At 50.9% G+C, this 25,890-nt stretch carries 19 protein-coding genes; 8 read left to right on the forward strand and 11 right to left on the reverse strand.

The genetic code is table 11. The features are described 5' to 3' along the window. Positions 1 to 1,455 precede the first annotated feature (1,455 nt). From A7K91_RS12550 to A7K91_RS12565, 4 genes are all read right to left on the reverse strand, one after another. Complete coding sequence (locus A7K91_RS12550) at positions 1,456 to 2,133, reverse strand: ABC transporter ATP-binding protein (protein ID WP_068683185.1); 678 nt, start codon at positions 2,131 to 2,133, stop codon at positions 1,456 to 1,458. Beyond that, entirely contained in the window at positions 2,133 to 3,302 is a 1,170-nt protein-coding gene (locus tag A7K91_RS12555; protein WP_068683186.1) for an ABC transporter permease, read from the reverse strand. Before A7K91_RS12555 ends, A7K91_RS12550 begins: the two co-directional genes overlap by 1 nt. A 162-nt stretch (positions 3,303 to 3,464) precedes the next feature. Beyond that, on the reverse strand, positions 3,465 to 4,871 hold the full coding sequence (locus tag A7K91_RS12560) for a HAMP domain-containing sensor histidine kinase (protein ID WP_068683187.1): 1,407 nt from the start codon (positions 4,869 to 4,871) through the stop codon (positions 3,465 to 3,467). Then, positions 4,868 to 5,545 carry a response regulator transcription factor gene (locus A7K91_RS12565; protein ID WP_068683190.1) on the reverse strand — a complete coding sequence of 226 codons (678 nt, stop codon included), beginning with the start codon at positions 5,543 to 5,545 and terminating at the stop codon, positions 4,868 to 4,870. Before A7K91_RS12565 ends, A7K91_RS12560 begins: the two co-directional genes overlap by 4 nt. Before the next feature lie 208 nt (positions 5,546 to 5,753). On the opposite strand from A7K91_RS12565, the gene A7K91_RS12570 reads away from it, so the two are divergent. The 6 genes from A7K91_RS12570 to A7K91_RS12595 all read left to right on the forward strand — a co-directional run bounded on the left by A7K91_RS12570 (position 5,754) and on the right by A7K91_RS12595 (position 12,156). Continuing rightward, positions 5,754 to 6,458, forward strand: a complete 705-nt coding sequence (locus A7K91_RS12570; RefSeq protein ID WP_068683192.1) for a response regulator transcription factor — start codon at positions 5,754 to 5,756, stop codon at positions 6,456 to 6,458. Further along, positions 6,442 to 7,998: a sensor histidine kinase gene (locus A7K91_RS12575; RefSeq protein WP_068683194.1), complete on the forward strand. Its 1,557-nt coding sequence runs from the start codon at positions 6,442 to 6,444 to the stop codon at positions 7,996 to 7,998. Before A7K91_RS12570 ends, A7K91_RS12575 begins: the two co-directional genes overlap by 17 nt. Positions 7,999 to 8,171: 173 nt before the next feature. Further along, entirely contained in the window at positions 8,172 to 9,647 is a 1,476-nt protein-coding gene (locus tag A7K91_RS12580; RefSeq protein ID WP_068683196.1) for an efflux RND transporter periplasmic adaptor subunit, read from the forward strand. Continuing rightward, positions 9,647 to 10,342, forward strand: a complete 696-nt coding sequence (locus tag A7K91_RS12585) for an ABC transporter ATP-binding protein (RefSeq protein ID WP_425415661.1) — start codon at positions 9,647 to 9,649, stop codon at positions 10,340 to 10,342. The genes A7K91_RS12580 and A7K91_RS12585 overlap by 1 nt, the downstream gene beginning before the upstream one ends. 4 nt (positions 10,343 to 10,346) lie before the next feature. After that, entirely contained in the window at positions 10,347 to 11,519 is a 1,173-nt protein-coding gene (locus A7K91_RS12590; protein WP_068683200.1) for an ABC transporter permease, read from the forward strand. A gap of 28 nt (positions 11,520 to 11,547) precedes the next feature. Continuing rightward, the gene (locus tag A7K91_RS12595) at positions 11,548 to 12,156 is read left to right on the forward strand and encodes an RNA polymerase sigma factor (protein ID WP_068683202.1); all 609 of its coding nucleotides are present in this window, start codon (positions 11,548 to 11,550) and stop codon (positions 12,154 to 12,156) included. Here the strand turns inward: A7K91_RS12595 and A7K91_RS12600 are convergent. Beyond that, complete coding sequence (locus A7K91_RS12600) at positions 12,108 to 12,878, reverse strand: tryptophan-rich sensory protein (RefSeq protein ID WP_068683204.1); 771 nt, start codon at positions 12,876 to 12,878, stop codon at positions 12,108 to 12,110. The genes A7K91_RS12595 and A7K91_RS12600 overlap by 49 nt on opposite strands. 227 nt (positions 12,879 to 13,105) lie before the next feature. Next, positions 13,106 to 17,587 carry an endo-1,4-beta-xylanase gene (locus A7K91_RS12605; protein ID WP_156739521.1) on the reverse strand — a complete coding sequence of 1,494 codons (4,482 nt, stop codon included), beginning with the start codon at positions 17,585 to 17,587 and terminating at the stop codon, positions 13,106 to 13,108. 384 nt (positions 17,588 to 17,971) lie between these two features. Between A7K91_RS12605 and A7K91_RS12610 the strand changes: the two genes are divergently transcribed. Further along, the gene (locus A7K91_RS12610) at positions 17,972 to 18,925 is read left to right on the forward strand and encodes an aminoglycoside phosphotransferase family protein (protein WP_068683206.1); all 954 of its coding nucleotides are present in this window, start codon (positions 17,972 to 17,974) and stop codon (positions 18,923 to 18,925) included. A gap of 87 nt (positions 18,926 to 19,012) precedes the next feature. On the opposite strand, the gene rpmG is transcribed toward A7K91_RS12610, so the two are convergent. Together rpmG and A7K91_RS12615 are read right to left on the reverse strand one after the other, a co-directional pair. Next, positions 19,013 to 19,162, reverse strand: coding sequence for a 50S ribosomal protein L33 (gene rpmG / locus A7K91_RS26075; protein ID WP_082967434.1), 150 nt, complete (start codon positions 19,160 to 19,162; stop codon positions 19,013 to 19,015). 86 nt (positions 19,163 to 19,248) lie between these two features. Next, positions 19,249 to 20,460: a GTP-binding protein gene (locus A7K91_RS12615; RefSeq protein ID WP_068683318.1), complete on the reverse strand. Its 1,212-nt coding sequence runs from the start codon at positions 20,458 to 20,460 to the stop codon at positions 19,249 to 19,251. Positions 20,461 to 20,683: 223 nt separating this feature from the next. Between A7K91_RS12615 and A7K91_RS12620 the strand changes: the two genes are divergently transcribed. Further along, the gene (locus A7K91_RS12620; protein ID WP_068683208.1) at positions 20,684 to 21,097 is read left to right on the forward strand and encodes a DUF3592 domain-containing protein; all 414 of its coding nucleotides are present in this window, start codon (positions 20,684 to 20,686) and stop codon (positions 21,095 to 21,097) included. A 128-nt stretch (positions 21,098 to 21,225) separates the two neighbouring features. Here the strand turns inward: A7K91_RS12620 and A7K91_RS12625 are convergent, their stop codons facing one another. The 3 genes from A7K91_RS12625 to A7K91_RS12635 form a co-directional block, all read right to left on the reverse strand. Further along, positions 21,226 to 21,762: a CueP family metal-binding protein gene (locus A7K91_RS12625; protein WP_068683210.1), complete on the reverse strand. Its 537-nt coding sequence runs from the start codon at positions 21,760 to 21,762 to the stop codon at positions 21,226 to 21,228. A 102-nt stretch (positions 21,763 to 21,864) separates the two neighbouring features. Continuing rightward, positions 21,865 to 24,231 carry a beta-galactosidase gene (locus A7K91_RS12630; RefSeq protein WP_068683212.1) on the reverse strand — a complete coding sequence of 789 codons (2,367 nt, stop codon included), beginning with the start codon at positions 24,229 to 24,231 and terminating at the stop codon, positions 21,865 to 21,867. A gap of 79 nt (positions 24,232 to 24,310) precedes the next feature. Then, positions 24,311 to 25,849: an ABC transporter substrate-binding protein gene (locus A7K91_RS12635; protein WP_068683214.1), complete on the reverse strand. Its 1,539-nt coding sequence runs from the start codon at positions 25,847 to 25,849 to the stop codon at positions 24,311 to 24,313. Positions 25,850 to 25,890: the final 41 nt, after the last annotated feature.

Here is a 25,890-nt window from a genome sequence, read left to right on the forward strand (position 1 = left end):
ACCATTTCCGGACACCTCTTTCTTCGTTACGTTCATTATCTAACGTTCCTAATTCGGTGTCCACTTTCTATGCTACATGCACAATCGTACAAAGTAGCAGCAGACGCGCTCTGGTCGGAGCACTTTGTACGAACAATCGTACAAAGTAGCAGCAGCGGCGCTCTGAACGGAGCATTTTGTACGAACAATCGTACAAAGTAGCAGCAGACGCGCTCTGGTCGGAGCGTTTTGTACGAGCAATCGTACAAAGTAGCAGCAGACGCGCTCTGGTCGGAGCGTTTTGTACGAGCAATCGTACAAAATAACAGCAGCGGCGCTCTGGACAAGGCATTTTGTACGAACAATCATACAAAATAGCAGCAGCGGCGCTCTGGATGGAGCGTTTTGTACGAGCAATCGTACAAAGTAGCAGCAGACGCGCTCTGGACGGAGCATTTTGTACGAGCAATCGTACAAAGTAGCAGCAGACGCGCTCTGATCGGAGCATTTTGTACGAGCAATCGTACAAAGTAGCTGCAGACGCGCTCTGGTCGGAGCACTTTGTACGAACAATCGTACAAAGTAGCAGCAGCGGCGCTCTGGATGGAGCGTTTTGTACGAGCAATCGTACAAAGTAGCTGCAGACGCGCTCTGGACAAAGCATTTTGTACGAGCAATCGTACAAAGTAGCAGACGCGCTCTGGACAAAGCATTTTGTACGAGCAATCGTACAAAGTAGCAGCAGACGCGCTCTGATCGGAGCGTTTTGTACGAACAGTCGTACAAAGTAGCAGCAGATGCGCTCTGGATGGAGCGTTTTGTACGAGCAATCGTACAAAGTAGCAGCAGACGCGCTCTGGTCGGAGCGTTTTGTACGAGCAATCGTACAAAATAACAGCAGCGGCGCTCTGGACGGAGCATTTTGTACGAGCAATCGTACAAAGTAGCAGCAGACGCGCTCTGGACGGAGCATTTTGTACGAGCAATCGTACAAAGTAGCAGTGGCGCTCTGGCCAAGGTTTCAAAAGCAGATGCTAATCCCAAAAACAACATTCACTAATAAAGCCAAAGTTACTTCAAACACCTGCGTCAATTCCAACGTGTCTCCAACAGCCAATGGTGCCACAAGTTATTATCCTGATCTGTGTCTGGGCTGATTTTAACTTTGACCTTGACCTTGACCTTGACCTTGACCATGGCCATTGTATGGTCTGTCCTCGCTTCTGTCTTGCTTTTGTCCTGCTTCTCTCCTGCTTTTGTCCTGCTTTTGTCCCGCTTCCCTCCTGCTTTTGTCTCTGCTTTTGTCTCTACTTTTGTCTTTACTTTTGTCTCTGCTTCTTTCCTGCTTTTGTCTCTGCTTCTATCCTTACTTCTGTCCCGCTTCTCTCTTGCTTTTGTCTCTACTTTTGTCTCTACTTTTGTCTCTGCTTTTGTCTCTACGCTTTCCCCCGCCTCTACCTCAAACCTCTCTCAGCTCTATCGTAGCCGAAGCTTGCCTTGCGACACTTCATATACGTTGTCGCAATGGTGGAGCACGCTTTCGTCATGCGTTACGAGCACCGCAGCTTTATTGCGGGAATGCGCCTCGCGCTTGATAAGCGCGATAATTTCATTGCTGCGCGACGCATCCAGTGCCGCAGTCGGCTCGTCCGCCAATATCAGGTCGGGCTCGTTCATAAAGGCTCGCGCAATGGCTACACGCTGCTTCTCGCCGCCCGACAAATGCTGGATGCGGCGGTTTTGGCGCTGCGACATACCCATCGCTTCCAGCAGCTCGTCCGCTCTCTTGCGGGCGCTGTCATCCCAGCTTCCCGCCAGTTCGGCCACCAGCTTAAGCTGATCCTTCACCTTCAAAAAGGGCACCAGATTGGAGGCCTGAAAAATATAACCGATCGAGGTCAAGCGAACCTTCGCTTTTTCGGAATCGCTTAATCCGCCAAGCGAACGCCCATTTACGATGACTTCGCCTCCATCCGGCGTCAGCAGCGCGCCCGCAATGGACAGCATCGTGCTTTTGCCGGAGCCGGAAGGTCCAACAATCGCAACAAATTCGCCTCGATTGACCTTAAAGTCCAGCTCCTTTAAAATTTCAGCCTTTTGTTCCCCATCCATAAAATATTTCGTTACCTTGCGCAGCTCCAGCGGCTCGTTCATCAGTCAGCCCTCCCCATTGCTTGCAGCGGATCAGCCTTGACGATGCCCGCTCCTGACAAGCCGGCGCCAAGCAGCGCAATCCCCAGCATAATTAAGCTATATTGCGTAATCAGTCCGATATCGAACACAAACGGCATTCCATCCGGCATCACCATTTTCAGAAAGGCCGCAAAGCCGATAGCCAGCCCGATACTGAGCAGTGAAAGAGCAATCACTTGAATGACGGTCGACAAAATCAAAAAGCGGTTAGTTGCGCCAATTGCCTTCAAAATGCCAAACTGATTGCTTTTTTGAATCGTCATAATGTAGAAAAAAGCGCCTAGTACAAACACGACAATAATGAGCAAAAAAGCAACAATCATGCCGAGCGAGCTTTGTTCCGCCTTATAGCCCGGTATTTTGGCGATAATGTCAGCCTTGGCCGCCAGCTCGGCGGAGTCTAACAGGGACGCTACGACGGAGTCGGCATCCGTGTTCTGCAAAGCGACGGCATTGAAATAAACACTATCTCCCGGCAACATCGCCTCCCATGCAGAGACATCAATAAAAAGCGCAGGCGCATGGCTATAGGAATAGCCCTGAACAAATCCTCTAACGATAAAGCGGGTATCCGTCTTTGAATCGTATAACACGTCGCCAATTGCGACGCCTTCATCCTTCAAGGTGATGTCCGCCACAGCGCCAAATGGCTGTATGCTCTCCGTGGAGCCAACGCCAACAGAACCCTTCTCGCTTGATTGCAGCTTCTCTCCGCTTGAGCTTCCCTCTCCGCCGCCTGACGGTGCTGCCTCCAGCCCCGTCCCTTCACTCACCTTCGGCATTAGAAAACCTCCAGCATTTATCCCCATGACGACAACATCGGCTCTAGCAGCCTGCCCCGTGATTTCCATAGACTTCATTTGCAGCCCTAACACTTCTCCGCCGTTCTCCCGAAGCTCAGACGCATTTAATCCAATAAGCTGTGAACGGTCCAGACGATGCTCGGCATCATCGCTAACATAAAAACCCTTCGCATTCATATTGACCATAGCCGAAGAGTTGTCCGAGGCCAATCCGTGCGCCAGCCCGCTAATAATAAACACCAGCGACGCCAGAAAAAACAAAATAAAACCGATTAGCAAATAACGCAGCTTGAAAAAAGACATTTCCTTGATGGATAAAGACAACATGCCGTCTAACCTCCTGCATAAAGCTTGATACCAACCACTATACAGGGGCATTATGAATGGATCATGAACGGTTTCTTCCAAAAAAAGTAACTCTACACTGCGCTGTACATGATTGGAGAGTGCCTTACTTTCGACTATTGTAAAAAAAACGCCATGGAGCCCTTATTGCTCCATGGCGTATTCCTTTGCCAGCGACTTGGACAACACAACGGTAAAGCGCGAGCCTTCGCCAAGCTTGCTGCTGGCCTCTATAGTGCCGCCATGCAGAATGATGGCGGACTTGACGATAGACAACCCAAGGCCGCTCCCGGGAAGCGACTGCGTTCGGGACTCGTCCCCCCGGTAAAAGCGTTCAAAAATCCGCGGCAGCTGCTCCTCGCTCATGCCGATGCCGGTATCGCTAATGGTGACCACGATGTCTCCTCCACGGTCCTTCAGCTCGATATCAATGCTGCCGCCTCGTTTGTTGTATTTAATAGCATTAGTCAGCAAATTTTCAAAAACCGTATACAGCAGGTTCGGATCGCCTTGAATTTCGGTATCCGGCACGTCGCAGCCCAGCGTTATTTCCCGCTCCATCATTTTCCAGCGGTGCTGGCGGGCTATTGCGGTAATCTGCTTTCCGATATCAAATAGCTCTGGCTTCATCAGCTGGCGGGTTTCACTAATGGATTGCAGCAGCAAAAGCTGCTTTGTTAAAGAAGACAACCTCTCGATTTCATCATGGACGACGCCGATGTATTGCTGCTTGTCCTCCCTGGTAAGCTCCTCCTTGGCCAGCAAGCCGGTATAACCCTTGATCAGCGACAAGGGCGACTGTATATCATGCGACACGCTGCTTATAAACTCCTTGCGCATTTGTTCCTCGTGGCCCAAACGATCCGCCATGCGGGAAAAGCTGATGGCGAGCTTGCCGATTTCGTCCTTGCTCCCCCGCTCCAGCTTAATATTATAATGGCCGGCGGCTACCTGCTCCGTCGCCGCGGTCAGCCTGCCCAGCGGCTTGACCAAATATTTGGTGCCCGCCAGCACAAACACGAGACTAAGCAATATAGTGCAGCCGAACAAAATAGCAAACAGCATATGCATCTCACTAAACAGCTTTTTAATATCAGGCCGAACAAACAAGGCATACGCCACCCCGTCGTGTTCAACGGGGACGCCAATCGTATTGCGAAGCTCATTGGCAAAAAAACCTGTAACAAACGTTCTTTCGGGATAATCCCTCATGCCATGGTAGGTTTCGCCCCGCAGCACGGCCTCAATCGCGCCCTCCGATATAACCGTCTCACGGAACGGAGAGCCGTAATAGCTCTCTCCGCCTTCGCCGCTAACCGTATACAGCTGATAACCAAGCGCTGCCACGCTTTCAAAATAAGATTCCAGCGCCAGCTCCGGATGTGAATTGGCAAATTGTGCAATGCCAAGCGCAACAATGGTGTTTTTCTCGTCATTCAGCGGCTTGAGCTTTTGCTGGTAATACAGATTGGAGCCAATGAAGGAGAGCAGGAAGCTTCCCATCATAATGAGAACCGTAACAACTGCAAATTTGGCGTATAGCGTCCTCACTCCTCCACCTCCAGCATATAGCCAATACCGCGAAGCGTCCGTATTTGCGCATGGCGAAGCCGATCTTTAAAATGCTCGCGCAGTCTTTTGACGTGAACGTCTACCGTCCGGTCGTCGCCCTGGAACTCCAGCCCCCATACCTGCTCAATCAACTGTTCGCGGCTAAAGGCCTGATTGGCGTTGTCGGCCAAAAAGCATAGCAGCTCATATTCCTTCGGCGGAAGGAAAAACAGCTTTCCCTCCACCTCAACCTCCAGCGTTTGACGATTAATGTGCATATTGCCTATGGTTATGGTGTTTATCGTTTTTTCTCCGTAATAACGGCGCAGCAAGGCCTGGACCCGGAACAGCAGCTCCAGCGGCTCAAACGGCTTGACGAGGTAATCATCCGTACCCGCCAAATACCCCTCCGCCTTGTCCGCGATCTGATCCTTCGCCGTCAGGAGCAGCACCGGAATATCGTAATGCTTGCGTATCTCCCTGGTCAGGGAAAAGCCGTCGACAAAAGGCATCATAACATCCACAACAGCCAAATCGCATTTTTTCTTCTGCAGGACGCGCAGCGCCTCCGCGCCGTCCCTCGCCGTCGCAACGCTATATCCTTTCTCCAGCAAATGAGTCTCCACAAGCTGCAGATGCCGGTTATCGTCGTCGGCGATCAAAATCGTGGACACATTCCTTCCCCCTTTGTCCCTTGCGCGGCAAAAATACGGACAAGCCGCCTGCACTATTTTCTCAGTATGGACTACGGGGTCAGGTTAACGCAAGGGAGGCGAGAATTGGGCCAGTCTTGTTAAAACTCAGCTGTTTTTATTTTTCAGGTTTATTTTAGGTTCGGCGATTATACTGGAATCATTCTGACTGATGGAAGGTTGATAAGAGATGAAAGCCGCCAAGCTGCTTGTTGTTGAGGATGATCTCCATATAAGCGAAATAGTTACCCTATACGCGGAAAAAGCAGGGCATCAGGTTATTACGGCCCATGACGGCATCGAAGGACTGGTCCGGTTTTATGATGATAACCCCGACCTTATCATTCTGGATTTGATGCTGCCCGAAATGGAGGGCTGGTCGCTTTGCAGAGAAGTGCGCAAGCATGGCGCTACGCCTGTTATTATTTTGAGCGCCAAAACCGAGCCATACGACAAAATGAAAGGGTTTGAGCTGGGAGCCGACGACTATGTCGTCAAGCCGTTTGACCCGCAAGAGCTGATGGCCCGCATCATGGCCGTATTGCGCCGGACATCGCCGGATATTCCTTACCTAAACATCGTCCAATTAAACAACCTGACAATTGACATGAACCAATATCTTGTTCTTTTTCCCGATGCCGCAATTACGCTGCCTCCTAAGGAGCTCGAATTGCTCCATTATTTCAGCCGTTATCCAAACCGGCTTTTTACAAGACAGCAGCTGCTGGAGCAGGTATGGGGCTATGATTATGAAGGAGATCCCCGGACAGTAGATGTACATGTCAAAAGAATCCGCGAGAAGCTGCGCGCGCATAGCACAAACTGGTGTATTACGACGAAGCGGGGCATCGGATACAAGCTGGAGGAGGCGGCGTCCGGTGAAAAAAACAGGTAGCCGTCTTGGGACGGGCGTGTATAAACCAACTATTTTTGTAAAGCTGATTCTGATCTACATAGTCATTACACTGGTTTCGTTTCTGTTGATCAGCGCCTTGTCCAGCTTCATATTTCAACAGCGATTACAGGGCGACGTGAACCGGAATGTATCCTTTATGCAAACTAATATTATCCGGTACATCGACATCGCGCACGACTACGGATGGGATCGCGATACGCTGCTGGCGTCCATCGCATTATCCACCATTCACCGGGACTCCGTTCATCTGGTTTACGACGCATCGGGCAAGCTGCTGTACCGGATCGGCAGTCCATGGGAAAAAGCCGGCAGGCCCTCACTTGCAGCTTCCGGCGAAAATGCGGATTGGACAACATTCAATTGGGCAAACCCACGTCTCCCGAGGCCGGAAAAGGCTGTTATTTCGGAGACGGATATTGGTCTTGTCGATCAGTCGATTATTCGTCAAGCATTGGGCGGCGAGCCACAAAATGCCGAGGTCACGGGAAGCGAAGGCAACCGCCTGCTTCTGTATGCATCGCCAATTACTTTAGACAGCAATGTGGACGAAAAAGTAATCGTAACGCTGTTTGGGGGATACCAGCGCAGCATCACGCTGTTTACCGGCCCTTCCATGCTTAGCCTGCTGCTGGCTTTTCCTTTTGCCGCCATCATGTTTTATTATTTCTCCCGGCGATTGACCAAGCCGCTTAAAGCGATGAACCAGATCGCGCTTCGTTTTGCCAAAAACGACTTTCGCAACCGGGTCGCCGTGTCAAGCCGCGATGAAATCGGCCAGCTCGGCCATACGCTAAACTATATGGCGGACGAGCTATTATCTCTTGACCGGATGAGACAGGAGTTTCTCGCCAACGTGTCGCACGACATGCGCGCTCCGCTTGCCTCCATTAACGGTTTTGCCACCGCCTTGCTGGACGGCACTATCCCAGAGGAGCGGAAGCCTCATTATTTGAACATGATGCGGGAATCCGGCCAGCGCATGATGAAGCTGGTCGAGGATTTGCTGGATGTGGCGCGAATCGAAGGAAACCAATTTCCGGTAGAGCCCGTCCCCTTCAATTTGCATGAAGGTATTCGGCAACTGGCAGCCCACCTGGAGCCGCTGCTGCTGCACTACCAAATACCGCTTCAGGTGGACAGCCCCCGGAAGGATATCTGGGTTATCGCCGATCCCTATCGAATTGACCAGGTATTAACCAATTTGCTGCATAACGCCATTTACCACTCGCCGCCAAACACCGGGATTACCATATCTTGCTCGCTGAATGAATGCAATGAAGTTGTTGTTTCCGTATCCGACCAGGGCAGCGGCATGTCCCAGGAGCAGATACAGCATATGTGGGACCGCTTCTACAAGGGGGACAAAGCGCGACGGGCGCGCGCAGGAACGGGAATCGGCCTCTCCATTGTCAAGCATATTCTCGACAAGCACGATAGCAGAATCGAAGTGGTCAGCAGCCCCGGCCAAGGGACTACTATTTCTTTCACTCTAAAAAAGCTCGACTATCAAGCTATATAAGTTAAACAAAAGAGTCTCAGCGGTGTGGGCCATCCTGAAAAAGCATTAGTTGAGCTTGTAAGCCCGCTTTTAAATCTCTTTAAGTTTCCGTTCACCATCCGTTCACAGAGCGATGCTACAATCGTGGAAAACGGGCGCGTCCGTTATTTACCGGAAAGGGTGAACAGGATTTTATGAAATGGCGCTTGTGGTTGAAAATAGGCTTGTCCGGATGCATCTTGGCTGTACTGGCAATAGGCGGCTGGTACGGTTACTCGTATTATAGCGCCGAGGATGCCCCCGTTATGGCCGCCCAGGCCACCACAACGGTTAAAAAAGGTGATTTATCCGTAAAAATCAGCGGAACAGGAAGCATCGGCACAACCAGGCAGCAAACCGTCACTGCTGGGACAAACGGAGTTATTGCTTCCGTATATGCAGAGGAAGGCGCTGAAATACATAAAGGAGATTTGTTATTCACATTGGAAGGGGCCGATGTTGAAGCCCAAATCCGCAGCAAGGAATTAGACCTGCAAAAGGCAAACCTGACATATGAGGAGCTTCAGCTTAAATACAAGCAAGCGGAGGACGACAGCCGTCCTGCGATAGCAGTCGATCTGGAGAAGCAGAAGCTCGCAATTCAAACTGTTGCCGAAGAGCTGAATGAGCTGCGCGAATCGCAGGCTGAAACCAAAATCGTTGCCTCCATTGACGGCAAAGTCGGAGCCGTTAGTGTCGAGCCGGGAAGCTCCGTAACTCCGGCTACCGTCTTGACCGAAATCGTCAATTATAATCAGCTGCAATTGAAGGTGGCCATTGACGAGCTGGATATTTCCAGCGTGGAGGTTGGCCAAACAGCTGAGATCATGGCCGAAGCTTTCTCCGAGGATGTTTTCTCGGGCAAGGTTTCCGCAATAGCCGATCAAGGCACCTCCAGCAACGGCGTTGCTTCCTTCGATGTCACGATTACACTTGACGATCCCGGCAGCATCAAAGCAGGCATGTCCGCCGAAGCCAGCATTCTGGTCCAGCAAAAAAATGATGTGCTTCTGCTGCCAATCGATGCGGTTCAATCAATTAATAACCGATACTTTGTTTCTGTGCCCGACTCAGGCGGTGCGGCCGCAAGCGGCGACTTCCCGACTATGGGCGAAGCTCCTGCAGGCGGCGACTTCCCGACTATGGGCGAAGCTCCTGCAGGCGGACCTGCCAGCGATGAGCGGGCAAACGTCGATCCCCGCAGCCGGACAGGGGACGGCACCGCTGCCGAAGGATATTCCTCCGATATGCGCGGGACGCGACGAGGAGCGCAAGGAACGCAAGGAGCACAAGGAGCGCAAGGAATAAACAGCCAGCAAAGGAGCGCTTCCGCGGCGGGAGCAGGCAGCCGGATGGTGTTTATAGAAACAGGCATTAACAACGAGGATTATATTGAAATTGTATCCGGTCTGGAGGAAGGCGACATCGTCATCGTGCCGACTGTGGCGACCGGAACCTCAAATAATGCCCAAAATCAATTCCCCGGCGGCATGGGAGCGGGCGGATTTTCGTTCCCCGGCGGACTAGACGCAGGAGCAGCCGGCGGCGGCTCGGGCGGCGGCTTCAATCGCGGCGGCTTTAACGGAGGCGGGCAAACCAGCGGAGGACAGAGCGGCGGTGGACGGCCATGATGAATTCCCCTGCCGAACAGCCGCTGGTTGTCATTGAAAAATTGATAAAAACATATAAGATGGGCGGAGAAACGCTATATGCCCTTAACGATATATCCCTGCAGATCCGGCGTGGAGAATTTCTCTGCATCATCGGCCCGTCGGGATCGGGCAAATCAACGCTTATGAATATGCTGGGCTGCCTGGACTACCCAAGCGCAGGCAGCTACCGCCTGGATGGCGAAGAGATCAGCAAACTCGGCGATAACAAGCTTGCTCATATCCGCAATAGCAAAATCGGCTTTATTTTTCAAAGCTTTAATTTATTGCCCAAGCTAACCGCCCGGCAAAATGTCGAGCTTCCGCTTGTATACAGAGGGGTATCATCCGGAAAAAGAAAGGAGATGGCGTTAGCTGCCCTGGACAAGGTTGGATTAAAGGACCGTTCCGGGCATCGCCCCTCCGAGTTGTCCGGCGGACAGCAGCAGCGCGTGGCCATTGCTCGTGCGCTGGCCGGCGATCCCCCCATCCTGCTGGCTGATGAGCCAACAGGAGCTTTGGATACAAAAACGGGAGCCGAAGTGATGGAACTGATCAAAGCATTGAACAAAGCAGGACATACCATTATTCTCATCACGCATGACCCCGCAGTAGCAAAGCAGGCCGGACGGATCATTACCCTGCAGGACGGCCGTATTGCGGAACAGGGGGCTTAACTAAATGAATGTTGGACAAGGAATCAAAATGGCGTTCAGCAGCATTTGGGCTAATAAAATGCGTTCCATGCTCACCATGCTGGGCATCATTATCGGTGTGACAGCCGTCATCGCGCTTGTTGCGCTAGGCAAAGGGACGACCAAGCAAGTAACCGAGCAGGTACAAGGGCTGGGTTCTACGCTGCTGACTGTCACTATTACGGGTCGCGGCTCCGCGACTACACTGGATTATGATGATGCAATAACGCTGACCGACATAGAGGGCATCTCCTCCGCTGCTCCGGTCAATACCCAAAATGCAACCGTCAAGTTCGGGCGGGACAGCGTCTCCGTTAATATCATTGGCACAAACAGCAGCTATCTGGATGTTCAGAGCTATGCTCTTGCTTCAGGCCGTTTTATCGGGCAAATCGATCTGGACTTAAAGCAAAAGGTTGCCGTTATCGGCTCCGCCACTGCGGAAGAGCTGTTCGGACTGGATGATCCCGTAGGACAATATGTGCTGATTAACGGAATCCGCCACAAAATCGTAGGGCTTCTTGCGGAAAAAGGAGATTCCAGCGCGGGCTCTAACGATGAGCTGGTCATTGTGCCGCTGTCGACCGCGGAGCGGGTCTTCCGCTCCCTTGGCGTAAGGACAATCTATGTTCAGGTGGACAGCGAGGAGCAAATGGATAGCGTGAGCAGCAGGCTGGAGCAAGAGCTGGCCAGCCATTTCCGGGGCAACACAAACAGCTACCGCCTATTCAGCCAGCAGGATTTGCTTGCTACTGTCACCTCCGTTTCAGACACCTTAACGGTCGCCCTTGGCGGAATAGCGGCTATTTCCTTAATTGTTGGCGGAATCGGGATCATGAATATCATGCTTGTATCCGTGACGGAAAGAACACGCGAAATCGGGATTCGCAAGGCTATTGGCGCTAGAAGGCGAGATATCCTGCTGCAATTTCTTATAGAGGCAATTGTATTAAGCGGCAGCGGCGGACTGCTGGGCATTGCTTTTGGCTATGGCGTTTCCCAGCTTGTCTCCCGCACGATGAGCATGGATGTTGTCTATTCGCTGGATGTTACGCTGCTGGCCGTTGGATTTTCTATAGCCATCGGTATCCTGTTCGGTATATTTCCGGCAAACAAGGCAGCCCGGCTAAAGCCGATTGAAGCGTTGCGTTTTGACTAACGCAGTTTGGATAAGGCGGTGAAGGAATTTGTGGTTTGAAGAGCTTGTCCTGCCGCATTTATCGGGCCTCTCCCGTTATTGCCGGAGGTTGACCAACTCCGGATGGGACGCTGAAGATTTGCAGCAGGAGGTGCTGCTGCGCGCATACCTTTATTTGAATGCCAGAACTGGAGAACCTCCGCTGTATATGACCTCTTTTCTAAAAAGGGCGGCACGCAACATCTGGATCGACAAGCACAGAAGGCAACGCGGCCGCAGCTGCGACCTGCCTGCTGAAGATTTAACCCGGCTCCCTTACCGGGAGCTGGAATATGCCCGTGTTCGTTCCATCGTGGAAACGATGGCGGAACGATTGTCAGCGCCACAGCTCGAGCTGGTTTTGCTCGCGGACCACTACGGGTATGCCGTGCCGGATATTGCGGCTTTGACGGAAAAAAGCATCCCTTCCGTACGTTCGGCTCTGCACCGCGCCAGACACCGGTTATACAGCGCCCATATTGATGATAAAACAGGATATTCCGCCGCGGGCCGAAGCCTTGCGGCGGGCGAGCTTGAGCATTGGTGCCGCCTGCTGCTATATAGTCTGCCTTATCGCCGTTTTCGTCCGGCGGGCAGCTGCGCAATCAGCAAAAGATAGAGACAATACAGGAGCAGCAAAGCAGCGAGTGCCAGGGCGCTGTAATAGACTGGCGCAGTCTCCTTATGCTCTATGCCAATCGCAACATATGCCCACACAAATACGAGCGGATACCAGACGTTACGGTAACGGTAGCTGGCTAACACGGCAAGCAGCGTGCCGACGCAAAGCATAATCACGGCCCAGGAGGCCTCCGTCAGTCCCCATCCGCTCCAGTTGTTTTTTTTCAGCACAATGCTGACATTCACAATGGTTGCGACGGAAATCCAGCCCAGATAAATGCTGAAGGGCAAGCGAACCAACCAGCGTTCGCCGACTGTCGGGGACAAAATATGCATAACCGTCGAATAAATAAAAATTAGCGAAACCAGCAGAAGAAGCATGGCGGCAAGGGACAGCTCGATTTGCTGAAAATGCCAAAGCAGCAGCCACGCCATATTGCCAACGCAGCTGATAATAAACGGCAGACCGATAGCGCGGGACCAGCTGGAGCCTGCGGCAGTTCGCCCGAACTGGTAAACAATAAATCCGCCAAGCAACAAATAAATGACCGACCAGATAGAAAACGCGTAGCCTGCAGGCGTCAGCAGGGTGTAGTAGCGATCCGAAAGCTCCTTTGTGGTGATTCCCCCTAGCGGCAGCGCAACAGACAACGCGTTTACGGCAAGCACGCCGACATAAAACAGCAGATTTAGCCAGCGGTAGGGATTAGGCTTGGTCATGAATCAAACCTCCTTTGGGACAAATGGTTACTATGAATATACCCGCTTTGAACGAAATAGAGACTAATTCCAGAAAAAAAATCCACTCACGATTTCGACCAGATGAGACTAGCCTTTGCCTTAACTTTGGCCATAACTCATGTTTTACATCAATACAAAGCTCCCCGGCCTGGACGCAATGCGCCGGGCCAAGGGAGCTTTTTAAAATTATCTATTAAAGCTTATTTTTAAGACATAAGCCAAATTCGATATAGCAAAACGGCAGCTTGCCCGGCAGAAGCCTGACGCAGAGGAGCCAGCTTGCCGTCAATGCCGTTCAACACGCCCAGCGACAGCAGCAACGCTGCGCTTTCACGGGCATAGCTAGCTACTTGAAGATGGTCGGAATACGCCTCAAGACCAGCGCCTTCTTCCATTACCTCATGGCCGGATTGCTTGCCGGCAGCAGACAAGGCGCGGCTCGCCAATACCATCATATCTTGACGACTTAATTGCTTGTCGGGGTTAAAGCTGTTTCCGCCAACGCCTGCTGCAATGCCAAGCTCCTTTGCAATCCGCAGCGCCTCGTACCGGCTATCCGAAGCAGAAACGTCATTAAATGATTCGGTTTTGGCATCGGCTGCACTCAGCTCCAGAACGTCAACCAGCATCCTGACAAAGTCGCCTCTGCTGACTCCCTCGGACATCGTGAACGTCCCGCTGAGGCCATTCCCTATTATGCCCCTCGCAGCTAACGTCTCAACGGCTTCGAGAGCCCACTCTGCAATTGGCTCCGTTTCCGGTGTACTTACCGGTTCGGGATGCGCATAGGCTATCGCAAAAATGCCAGGGATATGACTATGAAACAGTAGCCCGCCTTTTTCTTCACTGTAACGGCTATTCACCACGGGTGAAACCGCGCCATCATTGTTAAGCTGCAAGACAACCAGCTGATGGCGAGACGCCAACTCCTCTTGGGCTGATTTATAAGGAATAAACAGCTCCACGGGAGCGCTTGTTAATGCCTGATCCGCTTCTTTCCCCCCCGCCATAAGGCTCACCTTCAAGACCGGACGGTTCCCTACGGCGGCAAACCATTCAGCGGCTTCCGTTTGCTTCAACACATGTTCGGACAGCAGCAGCGTTACATCCGGCAAGCCCATTGCCGCAGCGTCCGACAGCAGCTTGCCTGACAGTTTCAATGTCCCTTTTGGGGTCACAATGTTAAGCATGACGCCTTCCGCATCACCCAGATCAACTGCAGGCAATTTTAGCTCATAGGCCGTTTCGCCGCTCAGCTTTTTCAGCTGTATGTCAACATCCATTAAGCTGTTGTTGCTTTTAGAGACCTGCTGCAACGCTCTCCGCAGCTGCTCCTCAGTTACGCCGGCTTTGGCTGTGCCCTGGGCTAACGTGAGGGGCGGAAAAATAATGCCCTCATTAATTTCAGTCACTGGCGAGACGTAGTAAAAGCCTGAGTTAGAAGTTGAAGCTGGCGGATGCTGGCTCAAGCGCAATACGCCAAGTCTTGACGTATCGGCATAAGACTGTCCGCTTGGATCAACCCACATCGCTATGCTATCGCGCGAGCCGTCGTCATTGCTGTCATTGTTCACCTGCAAGTCGAAGCCGATATATTGCCCTTCGGAAGGCGTAATGTCAGGCAGCTTGATCGCCGCTTCGACTGTATACCCAACATCTGCTCCCGAAGCATCCTTTAATATTTTCACCTCCGAAACAAGGTTATCCAGACTTGCAAACCCGCCTACGGAACGGACATTCTTGAAATTGATCCGGTATTGGCCGTCGTCGCCTTCATACTCCGTGGTTTTGCCGTTATTCTGATCAATAAAAATTTCGATGGAATCCTGCTCCCACGGATTGGCGCTTCGATCGCTCAAATTGTTGTCGGAGACCACCGCGTATACATACAAATGGCTTTCATCCCACAGCGTTCGGAATTTTGCCGTTGAGCCCGCTGTTCCCTGCACCCAAACTCCGGTTCCCATCTCGGGTGCGCTTTGCCATAAAGCATCGAGTTCTCCGTCAATAACGGGAGTTCCTTTAAACGCCTGGCCTAATGTAAGGGCATCGGCAAAGGTCAAGACGCCATAGCCCGACTGGTCGGTGTGCTGATTGTTCCGGTGATCGCTCCATGACACGATTTTCCCGTTTCCGATGTTATCCGGGCTGCCGTCTGTCCCCGTGTCCGTGACGCGAATATCAAACCTCACCTGCCCCCCTGACGTGCCCGGCGTTGCAAGAGGCAGCGCTCCAGCTACCCGATAACCATTAGAAAGCTCTGCACTTCCTGCGCCTCCGCGCGATAGCTCCACATGCGAAGCCGCTTCTCCGTCATGGAGGAACAGCTCTACTTTGTCGCCTTGACGAATAGTATCGTCCTTTACTTCCGCTTGCACATAAAGCTTGCCGCTATCCCACAATGTTTTAAACGATACTTGAAGGTCTTCGCTGCCCTCGCTTTTTACAGACGGGACGGGGCCCCATGCCGGGTCATTTGCCCCCAGGCTTGTAGGCGTTCCCTTTGTTGATCTTGCTGTTTTCGGAGTAATCGGCAGTTTATCCGGGTCTACCATTCCCCAATAAGCAGGTTTTGCCCTATAGTTTTTGTCAAAAGGGAACGGCGCATCCTGTCTGGAAACCGGGCGGTTATGCAGCCAGGTATGATCGTCCGCAATGCCCCAAAGCGTTACGTTGCTGATCCAGCCGTCCTGCACGCCCGCCGCTTTACCCTCCATATCCAGCGATTTTAATGCCTGAAACAGCTCCTTGTACCGTTGGCCCTGCTCCACAAGCAGCCCCTCTGGAACAACGGTATAGGCATCGGAATTGTTAGTATAAACGGATACATCCAGCTCCGTCAGCTGATTATCAAAGCCTGCTTCGCCAAATTTGCGGATGGAATCCGTAATCAGTTCAATGGACGGGCTTGCTATATTAATGTGGGTTTGATGGCCCACCCCGTCAATCGGCACTCCTTCATTTCTTAGCCCTAAGGCCAGATCGTACAGAAAATCCCGTTTTCTTGGCTGATGTGTATTATAGTCATTGATATATAGTTTGGCTCCTTCCCCGGCAACCTCCCGGGTGACTCTAAACGCTGTCCGAATAAAATCCAGGCCCGTCAAACGGTACCAGGCGCTGTTTCTCATTCCGTCAGGACGGTTTTCGTCGATAACCTCGTTGACAACATCCCAATCGCGAACATCGTCCTTGTATCTGGCGACGACCTCGCGCAAATAAGTCTCCAGACGCTGCAATACCAGCTGTTTGTTTTCAGGAGTCGCCGCCAACTCAACCCCATTTTCATCCTTCAGCATCCAGTCTGCGCCTTGCTCATGCCAAACGAGCGTATGGAAACGCAAATTCATGCCATTATCTCTGGCATAATCCCGTATCCGATCGGCTCCCGTCCAGTTAAATACGCCAGGCGACGGATTGATCGACGAAGGCTTCATCGCATTTTCTGCAACAATGGAATTGTAGTGATACTCCAGCAATTGCTTATGCACGCCATTCAGATGGACCGGCTCTACCGCTGCTCCAATTTCAAAAAAATCGCTAAAGGCATCGCTCAAGGGCGTAATGTCGGTCTGTATGCCGCCCGGAGGCGCTATAACGACATCATCAATATACAGCTGGTCCGCTACGTTCGAGGATTCGATATACAGACTGAGCGTGTCGAGCGTTCCTCCGTAGCTGAACGTCCCCTTCAGCTCGATCCAATCCGTTGAATCGACCGTTGCCGATGCTAGCGATGTATATGAAGATCCCGACGCGCCGGATGCCCTGTTCTCCATCGTCAGCCTGACTGTGCTTGGAGAATCTGGAATAGCCCCAAGCCGGACAAAAGCAGAGATGCGATAGGTCGTATTAGGCTGAAGCAGCGCCTTTAAATCCCGGCTTGGCCCATTCCACGACTCTGTCCGATTAAAGGACTTGAGGCTTCGGCTACCGCTATGCGCAGCCTCCTCTGTCACGCTTGTTGATTCCTCGCCTCTGGAGGTCCAGCCCATCATTGTGCCGTCTTCAAAATCGTAAACAAACGCACCGTCCGATGGCTCCTCTGGCCCTTCCGGTCCTTCCGGCTCTCCTGGCTCCTCAGGCTCTTCCGGACCTTCTGGACCTTCTGGCGCAGCCTGTATAAGCTCAACTACAAACCGGTCCATATAATAAGCCGCCGTAGCGCTAGAGGTGCTCTCCAAATAAATTTCAAGCACCGTTGCCTTTTTGTCGTATACATATTGGCCCGTCACTAAAGCCCAATCCTCACTTCCAACGGATACAGCAGAACCCAGATTTACGTATTCAATATCGGCTCCCGTCTGCCTGACGGAAAGCTGGAGAGCTTCATTGCCTTCCGTGCCTTCCTTCAATTTGACATAAGCGCTAATCTCATAAACGGCTTCCTTCTGGAGCAGTCCGGTAGCAGCCAGATTAAAACCCGGCCCGTTCCAGGTTGCGCTCCTTCCCTCAGTCAACAAGCTGCCGCTGCCTTCATAGGCTGCATCAAGCGAATGCGTAACTGTTTCACTTCCCCGCTTGTACCATCCTTGCGTGCCATCCTCAAAATGATGTTCAATGACAACCTGCCTTGCCGCATCGTCAGCGCTCGCAGAAGCCTTCCCCGCACCGATGCCTGCAGGCAATACAAGCAGTACAGCCAGCGCGGCCGCTATTACTTTTGCATAACGTTTGACCATCTTCATTAATCGCCTCCATCATTTTTTTGTTAAACCGCTTTTGTGAAGCGCTTACAATTCTTAATAAAGAACACCTCCCAATTCAATCCTAGCTTCTTTTTCATTTTTTCTAAACCTGTTAAACTATAGATTTTATTGTAAAAATTAATGATTCTATTTCCTCTGCTCCAGCTTCTTTTGGGCTTTTATTTAAAATGACATCTTTTCTACGTATTCCAGCCGCAATTTCGACGCAATGAAGAGCAGGAATATGCCTGCTGCTCATCGAAAAACGTGTAGCAGCTCTCCAACAAGCCCTTGTCCCATCTCCGGGCATGATGTGGACGAGCCATATCATCGGATCGGTATAGAACCGTTAATTCATTTCAAACAGAAGGTGAATTCATTTTTATGGAAAGCTTTAATAAAAGCAAGCTCAGCCAGGAGCAAATGAGCTGCATTATCAAAAAGGCCTTTGGCCAAGGTTTCGGCGAAGCCACGGAATTAACCGACGGCTGGGCCAATACAGCCTATGCCATACAGCTTGCGGACGGACGACGCGTCGTGCTGAAGGTTGCTCCGACAAGAGACAAAAAAGTAATGCGCTGCGAGAGCAACAATATGCAAACCGAGGTGGAGACACTTCGGCTTGTTCTGGAACGCGGCGGCGTGCCTGTACCTCATGTCTATGTGTACGATCCGACCTGCCGGCTCATTCCGGCGGAATATTTTATTATGGAGTTTGTTGAAGGAGAACCTCTGAATAAAGTACGAGACAGCTTAAGCCAGGAGCAGCTTGCCGGCATCCGTTATCAGCTTGGCGTATACAACCGCATAATCAACAACATTAAAGGCAGCGTATATGGACCGTTGTTTCCGGAGGATGGCGTTCGCGCAACCTGGAAGGAAGCTTTCTCGGATCTCATTTTTGGCGTTCTTGAGGATGGAAAAACGGCTCGCGTTGAGCTGCCCGTCACTTATGAGCTGTTGGAAGAGGAGATTAAAAATCGGCTGTCTGTCATGGAGGAGGTAACGGAAGCCCATCTGGTACTGTGGGATTTGTGGGACGGCAACGTTTTTGTTCGGGACGGCGAAATTAGCGCCATTATTGATCTGGAGCGCTCATTATGGGGCGATCCGCTGGATGAATACTATTTTAGCCATTTTGACCGGCATGCCCCGTTTGAAAAAGGATACGGCAGAACGCCCGCCACACCGTCGGAGCTAGAACGGCTTAAGCTTTACGATTTGTTCAGGGATTTACTTATGGTTATAGAATGTTATTATCGTCAATATGAAAATAAGGACCATATCAGCTGGGCCCATGATAACCTGCGCACCGGTCTGGAACGATTTTTCAATTAAGTAACGTCTCAATAGTTCCCGGATTTCTCTGAATAAAATGTTCAGATGGTGAAATCCGGGAATACAAACGAGCGCTTGAAAACCTCTCTATCTGGTTTCCCTGTGTATTGTATATTTTTTGAGTCGGGGGCTATATTTTTTAAGCTCCAGCCGTTCCGGGTGATTTCGTTTATTTTTTGTCGTGGTATAGTTGCGGTCTCCGCATTCGGTACAAGCCAACGTAATGGTCACTCGCATGTGTTCATCTCCTCTTGCTGATTGATTTAACTTTGCACAAAGCATTTGCAGATTAATGCCCCTGCTGCCACCTGGGCACAAGTCATTTACTGGAGCATTTCCTCTAATTGAACATCGCTGTGATCCGGGAAATCATCTCTGAAGGAGGACCATTCCAAACTCATCTCCTCCTCTGTCAGCAAACAGCGGTCCAGCTCGCCGGACAAGGCAGAACGGTCAAGCGACATGCCGATCAGCACCATTTTGTTAATGCGGTCGCCATACGTATCATTCCAGTTTTTTTCGATGTCGGGATTGTCCCTGAATATTTCGGCGTGCATGCTTTCCGGCAGTGATGCCACCCATCTGCCTGCGGGACCAAACTGGATGGAAGGGCCGGCCTGGCTGAAGTTTTGCGCCATATCGTTGCGGCTAGCCAGCCAAACGATGCCTTTGGCCCTAACGACCTGCTCCGGCCAACTGGACATCCACTTCATCAGCCTGCCGGGATGGAAGGGACGAGAGCGCTCGTAGACAAAGGAGGAAATGCCGTATTCCTCCGTTTCCGGCACATGATGCTCCTTCTCCATCTCCTGAATCCATCCCGCCGAACGGCTTGCTTCCTCGAAGTTAAACAATCCGGTATTCAAAATGGCGGCAGGGTCGACCTTACCGTGACTGGAGCGAATCAGCTTAGCCTTGGGCTGGAGCGCCTTCAGCACCTTTTCCAAATCCTCCAGCTCCTTTTCTCCCACTCTGTCGCATTTGTTTAAAATGAGCACGTCGCAAAACTCGATTTGGTCAATGAGCAGGTCCACGACCTCCCTGGTATCGCCTTCGCCAACGTCCTGCTTGCGATCCATCAAGGATTCACCGGAGGAAAAGTCGCTCCAGAAGCGGTAGGCGTCCACGACGGTGACCATGCAGTCAAGTCTGCAAAACTGCGTCAAGTCAATGCCCTGCTCCTGATCGATGTACGAGAAGGTTTGCGCTACCGGCACAGGCTCGCCAACCCCTGTCGATTCGATCAGTATGTAATCAAACCGGCCCTCCAGCGCCAGACGCTCCACCTCGCGAAGCAGGTCTTCCCTCAGCGTGCAGCAGATGCAGCCGTTCGACATTTCCACCAGCTTTTCCTCCGTCCGCGACAAACCGCCTCCGCTTTGAATCAAATCCGCATCAATGTTAACCTCGCTCAAATCATTAACAATTACGGCAACCTTCATGCCGCTGCGGTTGTTTAATACATGGTTTAAAATCGTCGTTTTCCCTGCTCCTAAATAACCGCTAAGTACGGTTACAGGCAGCTTTTTGTCCATTGCCATTCCTATGTCCCTCCGTGTGCTCCGCAAGACCGTCTGAATTGCTCCAATTTTGCCTCGCATTTAATAGTAATTTTTTCGATTTACTAATCGTAATCATTACTATTAATTTTGTCAACATTAATTATCCGTTTGAGGCTGAAACGGCTAATAAACAAAACCGTATAGGAGTTAACATGACTCCAGGCAAAATGAAAATATTGGGAGAGGGAGGAAATGAATGAACATCTGGTTTATTCCGGGTATGATTGCTGGAGGAGGCACAATGCTTGCAGCCGTATTCTGGATCATCGGATTTATAATGCGGAGAAGAACTGCAGGCTGGTCAAAAACGGAGGGGCAAGTGATCGCGGATCGGCGGCATCTGCAGCATTTTGCAGATAAAAAGCCGGTTTTTGTGTTCCAAACGCCATCGGGGAGAGAATATGTTATTGAATCCATCGTCAGGCAAAGCCCTGCTCCCAGCCCTGGCACCCGGGTGGAGGTTTTATACGACCCCATCGACCCGTCACGCGCTATCATTAACAGCTTTGTCCAGAGCGGCAGTGCATTTACCTTGACGAGTTATATTCTATTTATATTTTTTCTATTGGGAGCGGGATTGGCGCTTTTTATTCTCTCTTTAATCGGGTAACAAAAAAACAAAAAATAGGGACGTCCAAAAAGTCAATGAAACGAAGAACTATTCAGCAGAGAGAAACGGCTTTGCTGAATCTTATTCACCGTAAGACTTTTTGGACAGCCCCGCAAGCATTTGACTTGTTAAATTAATTGCATCGTTGTAATACAGGTGTTGTCTCCCTCGAAGGTGGATATTTGCGACTCCGAGGTTAATCCGTTTTGTTCGATTCTTACAGAATAGGTTTTATCTCGCGCGAGCCACAAATCAACAAAGCCGTTATCCAGCGTGCTCACCGTATCATCAATCACCGTATTTCCTTCATTGTCCTTGACCGTAAGCTTGATCTCCTGCCCCTTCAGCTCGCCCTGACAGCCTGTCAAGCTATGAATGGCACAAGGATGAGTTTCATTTACAAAAGGAGCAATGGAGACAAAAAATTCGTCCTTCGGCAATGGATAGGTGACAGATTGATTATTATTCCCCGTTACAATGAGCTCCGTTGATGAAATGGAGGCGTTTTTTACATCGCTTTGTCCCGAGCTGTATTCTCTGACGAGCTGTTTGATATCCTCTGTTCCCAATACCTGGTCATCAGCCTTGCCGCCAAGATTAACGATCAGCAAAGCTCCCAACGCAACGGCGGCAAGCCCGCCGATTATTGCTGCCATTTTCCGCATGCTTGTCCAACTCTCCTTGAACGCATATTTATATTTTATCTATTGCCTTTATGCAGCTTCATTATAACAAAGCAAGGTTGGAAAATGGAAGTTGCTGCAGGCTCAGGATGTTGCGATTGAACAATCCAGACGATAAATCGGCTCTGCTTTGACGCCATGAATAGCAGCAATCTCTTCGCCTTCGAACTGGCGTGACACGGCCATAGCCGCGTCTTTTGCAATCGTTACCTTTCCCTTACGCAGCGGCGTCGTCTGAAGCACGAGCGTATTGTCCCGCATGTTCCCGCGAATATGGGACAATCCCAGCTCCCACGGCTTGCCGTTGTAGAAATGGTCATGCAGCAGCTTACCATCCGAGAAAGCATACCCCACATTTCCGGTATAATCGATATGCAGCAGTACATCATAAGCCCCTTGCGGCAGCCCAGTTGGAAAACTCAGCGCCACCTTATGCTCTTGAAGGGGCTGTAGCTCCATTTCGACTTCATAAGCTGGCAGCTTAAAGCTGTATTGGCTAAACCATCCTTGCTTTTCTATATCAGCTACAGCTCCCTCGGATTTTGGCGCAAGCTTAAGGCTTGAATGCCCAGGTGCATCGTATACGCGGCACTGAAATTCACTTCTGCCCTCGCTTATAAAAGAAACTCCTTCTTCATTCATAACAATTGCCGCATCGGAAAAGATAACGCAACGCTCGCCGCCAAGCTCCGATTGCCACATGCCCGCAGCTTCCGTCTCCGTCATGACATAGACTCGAATGATACGGCCGCCCGGCGCTTTAAATTGAATCTGTGCCGACTTACCGGGAATAGTGGTAACAATCATAACGCCGTCGCTTCCTTGCCCGGCCATGCCGTTTTCCACTGAAAGCTCCGAAAAAGTGGCCGTATCCAGCAAAAGCTCGGCAGCCTGGCTCGCTGGCGCACGGAAGAAGTAGGTATCGGTATCTGCTCCTTTTACTTCCGTCACCGGCTGGCAGCTTGCCGCAAGCAGCATAGCTCCTCCCAAATCAAATCGGAACGGCAGCATGAGAGAGGCTCCCGGTTCGATAGTCAAGCCCTTACGCGGTGGAAATACGATTTTGCCAGCTGTGGTATCAAGGGCAAATTTTACATTTTCATGCCTAGGCATTTCGACGTGATCCTGATAGTTGTTTATAAAGAGGAAACCGCTTTTGCCGTCCGTCCTTATGGCATAACGCAAATTTTCATTATTTTCCGGGGTGATGTCAAGCGCATTATCCGGCAATACAGTAGCAAGGGGCGCCAGCCGTCCGCCAAAGCTTTGCAAAAAATAATGCAGCGGACGAAGCAAGTCGTTGGAGGGTCTAATCTGCCCAAATTCCCCAATAGGCGCTTGAAAATCGTACGAAAATCTCGGCGTCGTATTTTCATTGAGGTATCCGGTTTCCCCCATCGGGTTTGTTCCTCCATGGAACATATAATAACCGACAAAGTTGCAGCCACCGGCCAGCTTCATCATCGTCATTGCGGATACGCTTTCAGGCTCAACCTGAAAACGGGCCAAATACCAGGTTTGCATGCCGCCGCCCATTTCGCAGCAAGCAAACGGATATTTTTCGCGTGGATATGGCGGAGTGAAACGATTTTTGCTTGCGTCATCGTTGTGATAATCCTGGAACACGTATTCTCCCGTGGGCTGCTGGTCCGGCTGCTCTGCCGTTACGCTCCATGGGGTGTAGGCGTAACCGCCATAGAGCGGAAGCACCTCATCCTCCAGCAGCGGCGCATTGTCCCAGCCGGTGCTCGTATAAATCGGCGTAACGAGTCCTGCTTCCTCGGCCATCGTTTTGAGATAGCGCATATGACGTATGCCTTCTTCGCCGCTTGCGCCTCCGCCCAAATATTCATCGCCTTGCTTGGTTGTCATCTCCCACGGAGCGGATGCTGCGTTTAGCTCATTTTCGAGCTGGATGCCGATAACGGGTCCGCCATCCTTAAACATCAACCCCTCTACCTGCTTGCCGATCTCCCCATACAGCCTGCGCACATAGCTCAAATAACCTTCATCGTTGGAACGAACCTCAAACGTTTGGCCAAACAGCCAATCCGGCAACCCTCCGTTGCGAACCTCTCCATGGCAAAATGGCCCCACGCGCAAAATAACATGCAAGCCGCGCTTCGCGCATAATTCCACAAACCTGCGTAAATCCCGATTGCCGGACCAGTTGAAGCTTCCTTCAGTCTCTTCATGGTGATTCCAGAAAATATAAGTCGCAACAACATTGATGCCGGACATTTTCATTTTCCCGATTTCCAAATCCCAGCCTTTTTCATCGTAACGCGCATAATGATATTCGCCGCAAATGGCGATAAACGGCTTTCCGTTCCATTCCATATAGTAGTTTGTAAAGCTGATCCTGTCCCCTTGCGGGTTAGACCCGTTCATTTTGAGCGATGACGGATAGATGGCTTTTGTTGCATTGCGAACCGAAATGGCATATTCCATGTTTGTCCTCCCTGATTATGGTTTAAATAAAAGGCGAGGTGCCCCCCGCAAAAGCCGGGAGCACCTCATAGATTATTGCTTATTTGCCAAGAGCAGCATTGATTTGTTTTTGCATTTCTTCTTTAATTTTGTCGATACCGGCAGCTTTCAGCTGTTTAACCAGCTCGTCGCGGCCTTTTTCGAGATCGTCGATCAAGCCGTATTCCAAAGGAATAGCGTAACGCAGCATAACGTTGCCTACGTTGGACACTTCGTTTTTCACGTTGCTGTTATCGAATACAAATGTTTCAAGCGGGAAGTGGTAGACTTTATCTTTCCAAGCATCTGTAATCGCGATTGCGGAAGCAGGAATGGAATCGTCCACGCGGTTCAGCTTGGAGTTGAAGCCCCAGTTGGAGAAGCCAGTGTAGTTGGGAGCAGCTTCGCCTTGCTTGTACTTATCGTCGCCAACCGCAATGTAATGCTTGCCTTCAATGCCGTACATCATCAGATCATGAAGCTCTTTGTCGCTTTGCAGCAGGTCGATAACCATCAGGGAACGCTCAACATTTTTGCTTGTTGCGGAAACGGCCATGCCGTTTTGCGTCGACAAAGCGTTCAGCTTGTAACGGTCAGGCGTAATGTCGGCTACGTCAAACTTGAATTTGCCGGCTTTGTTACCCTCTACCATATTCAAACCAAGCGTACCGATATTGTGGCTGCGTGCGCCAACCTTGCCGGCCAGCATGTCTTGCCATACGTCGCTTTTTTCGCTCAATACGTTTTTTGTCCATACGCCGTTGTCGGCCAGGTCTTTGTAGTATTTGAGCAGCTCCAGGAACTCTGGAGTTTCGTATACGGTGAACAACTCGCCGTTTGGATCATCCGTTTTGAACGCCAGCGGAACGCTGAGGTCGGCTACTGTCCAGTTGTTGTTTTGCTCCAGCAGCATATCGTCCATTTCATGCCATTTCCAGCCGTCGCCAGGACGAGCGCCGTAAGCTGTAACGCCCGGCTCGTTAGCCGCAATTGTTTTCAGGTAAGTTGCAAAGGTTTCAGGGCTTGTTACAGGCTCAAGGTTGTATTTTTCCAGCAGGTCTTGACGAATCAGAACAACCTTGTCGATGGTTTCGTCATTGTTTTGCGGAACCATATATATCTTGCCGTTTACTTTTGCTTGATCCCATGCCGCTTGAGGCATAACTTCAAAGGTTTTAGGCAAATGCTGCTTCAGCATGTCTTCCGTCAGCTCCAGAAAACCGCCTTTGGTTGCCTGGTCGTTGTAGTTCGCCCAGTTAGCCGCGTAAATCAGATCAAGATTTTCCTGAGCGGCAAATTTAAGCGGATATTTCGTAGCCCAGTCGGACCAGTCCAAAAATTCAACGTCAAGAGTTGCGTTTGCTTTTTCTTTCAGCTTGGCGTTTATCTCACCGAAAACCTGATCGTAATCTATTGGTTTGCCGCCGAGCATAACCATTTTCAATTTCAATTCCTTATCCGTGCTGCCAGCGTTTTCGCCAGGAGCAGCCGTGCTGCCAGTACCGGCGTTATCGTTTTTGCTGCCGCATGCTGACAAAATCATTGTAAGAGCCAGAACCAGCACCAACATCATGGAAGCAAGCTTACGAGATCCTTTCATATTTACATCCCCCAAATCAATTTTTTATGATAACCAGGAAA

The sequence above is a fragment of the Paenibacillus oryzae genome, from assembly GCF_001675045.1.
GTDB lineage: Bacteria > Bacillota > Bacilli > Paenibacillales > Paenibacillaceae > Pristimantibacillus > Pristimantibacillus oryzae.

Coding starts and splice junctions, on each gene's coding strand:
- A7K91_RS12605 (WP_156739521.1), bottom strand. CDS start 17,587: ATGAAGATGGTCAAACGTTATGCAAAAGTAATAGCGGCCGCGCTGGCT.
- A7K91_RS12590 (WP_068683200.1), top strand. CDS start 10,347: ATGAATGTTGGACAAGGAATCAAAATGGCGTTCAGCAGCATTTGGGCT.
- A7K91_RS12610 (WP_068683206.1), top strand. CDS start 17,972: ATGGAAAGCTTTAATAAAAGCAAGCTCAGCCAGGAGCAAATGAGCTGC.
- A7K91_RS12615 (WP_068683318.1), bottom strand. CDS start 20,460: ATGGACAAAAAGCTGCCTGTAACCGTACTTAGCGGTTATTTAGGAGCA.
- A7K91_RS12550 (WP_068683185.1), bottom strand. CDS start 2,133: ATGAACGAGCCGCTGGAGCTGCGCAAGGTAACGAAATATTTTATGGAT.
- A7K91_RS12620 (WP_068683208.1), top strand. CDS start 20,684: ATGAACATCTGGTTTATTCCGGGTATGATTGCTGGAGGAGGCACAATG.
- A7K91_RS12625 (WP_068683210.1), bottom strand. CDS start 21,762: ATGCGGAAAATGGCAGCAATAATCGGCGGGCTTGCCGCCGTTGCGTTG.
- A7K91_RS12580 (WP_068683196.1), top strand. CDS start 8,172: ATGAAATGGCGCTTGTGGTTGAAAATAGGCTTGTCCGGATGCATCTTG.
- A7K91_RS12630 (WP_068683212.1), bottom strand. CDS start 24,231: ATGGAATATGCCATTTCGGTTCGCAATGCAACAAAAGCCATCTATCCG.
- A7K91_RS12585 (WP_425415661.1), top strand. CDS start 9,647: ATGAATTCCCCTGCCGAACAGCCGCTGGTTGTCATTGAAAAATTGATA.
- A7K91_RS12635 (WP_068683214.1), bottom strand. CDS start 25,849: ATGAAAGGATCTCGTAAGCTTGCTTCCATGATGTTGGTGCTGGTTCTG.
- A7K91_RS12570 (WP_068683192.1), top strand. CDS start 5,754: ATGAAAGCCGCCAAGCTGCTTGTTGTTGAGGATGATCTCCATATAAGC.
- A7K91_RS12555 (WP_068683186.1), bottom strand. CDS start 3,302: ATGTTGTCTTTATCCATCAAGGAAATGTCTTTTTTCAAGCTGCGTTAT.
- A7K91_RS12600 (WP_068683204.1), bottom strand. CDS start 12,878: ATGACCAAGCCTAATCCCTACCGCTGGCTAAATCTGCTGTTTTATGTC.
- rpmG (WP_082967434.1), bottom strand. CDS start 19,162: ATGCGAGTGACCATTACGTTGGCTTGTACCGAATGCGGAGACCGCAAC.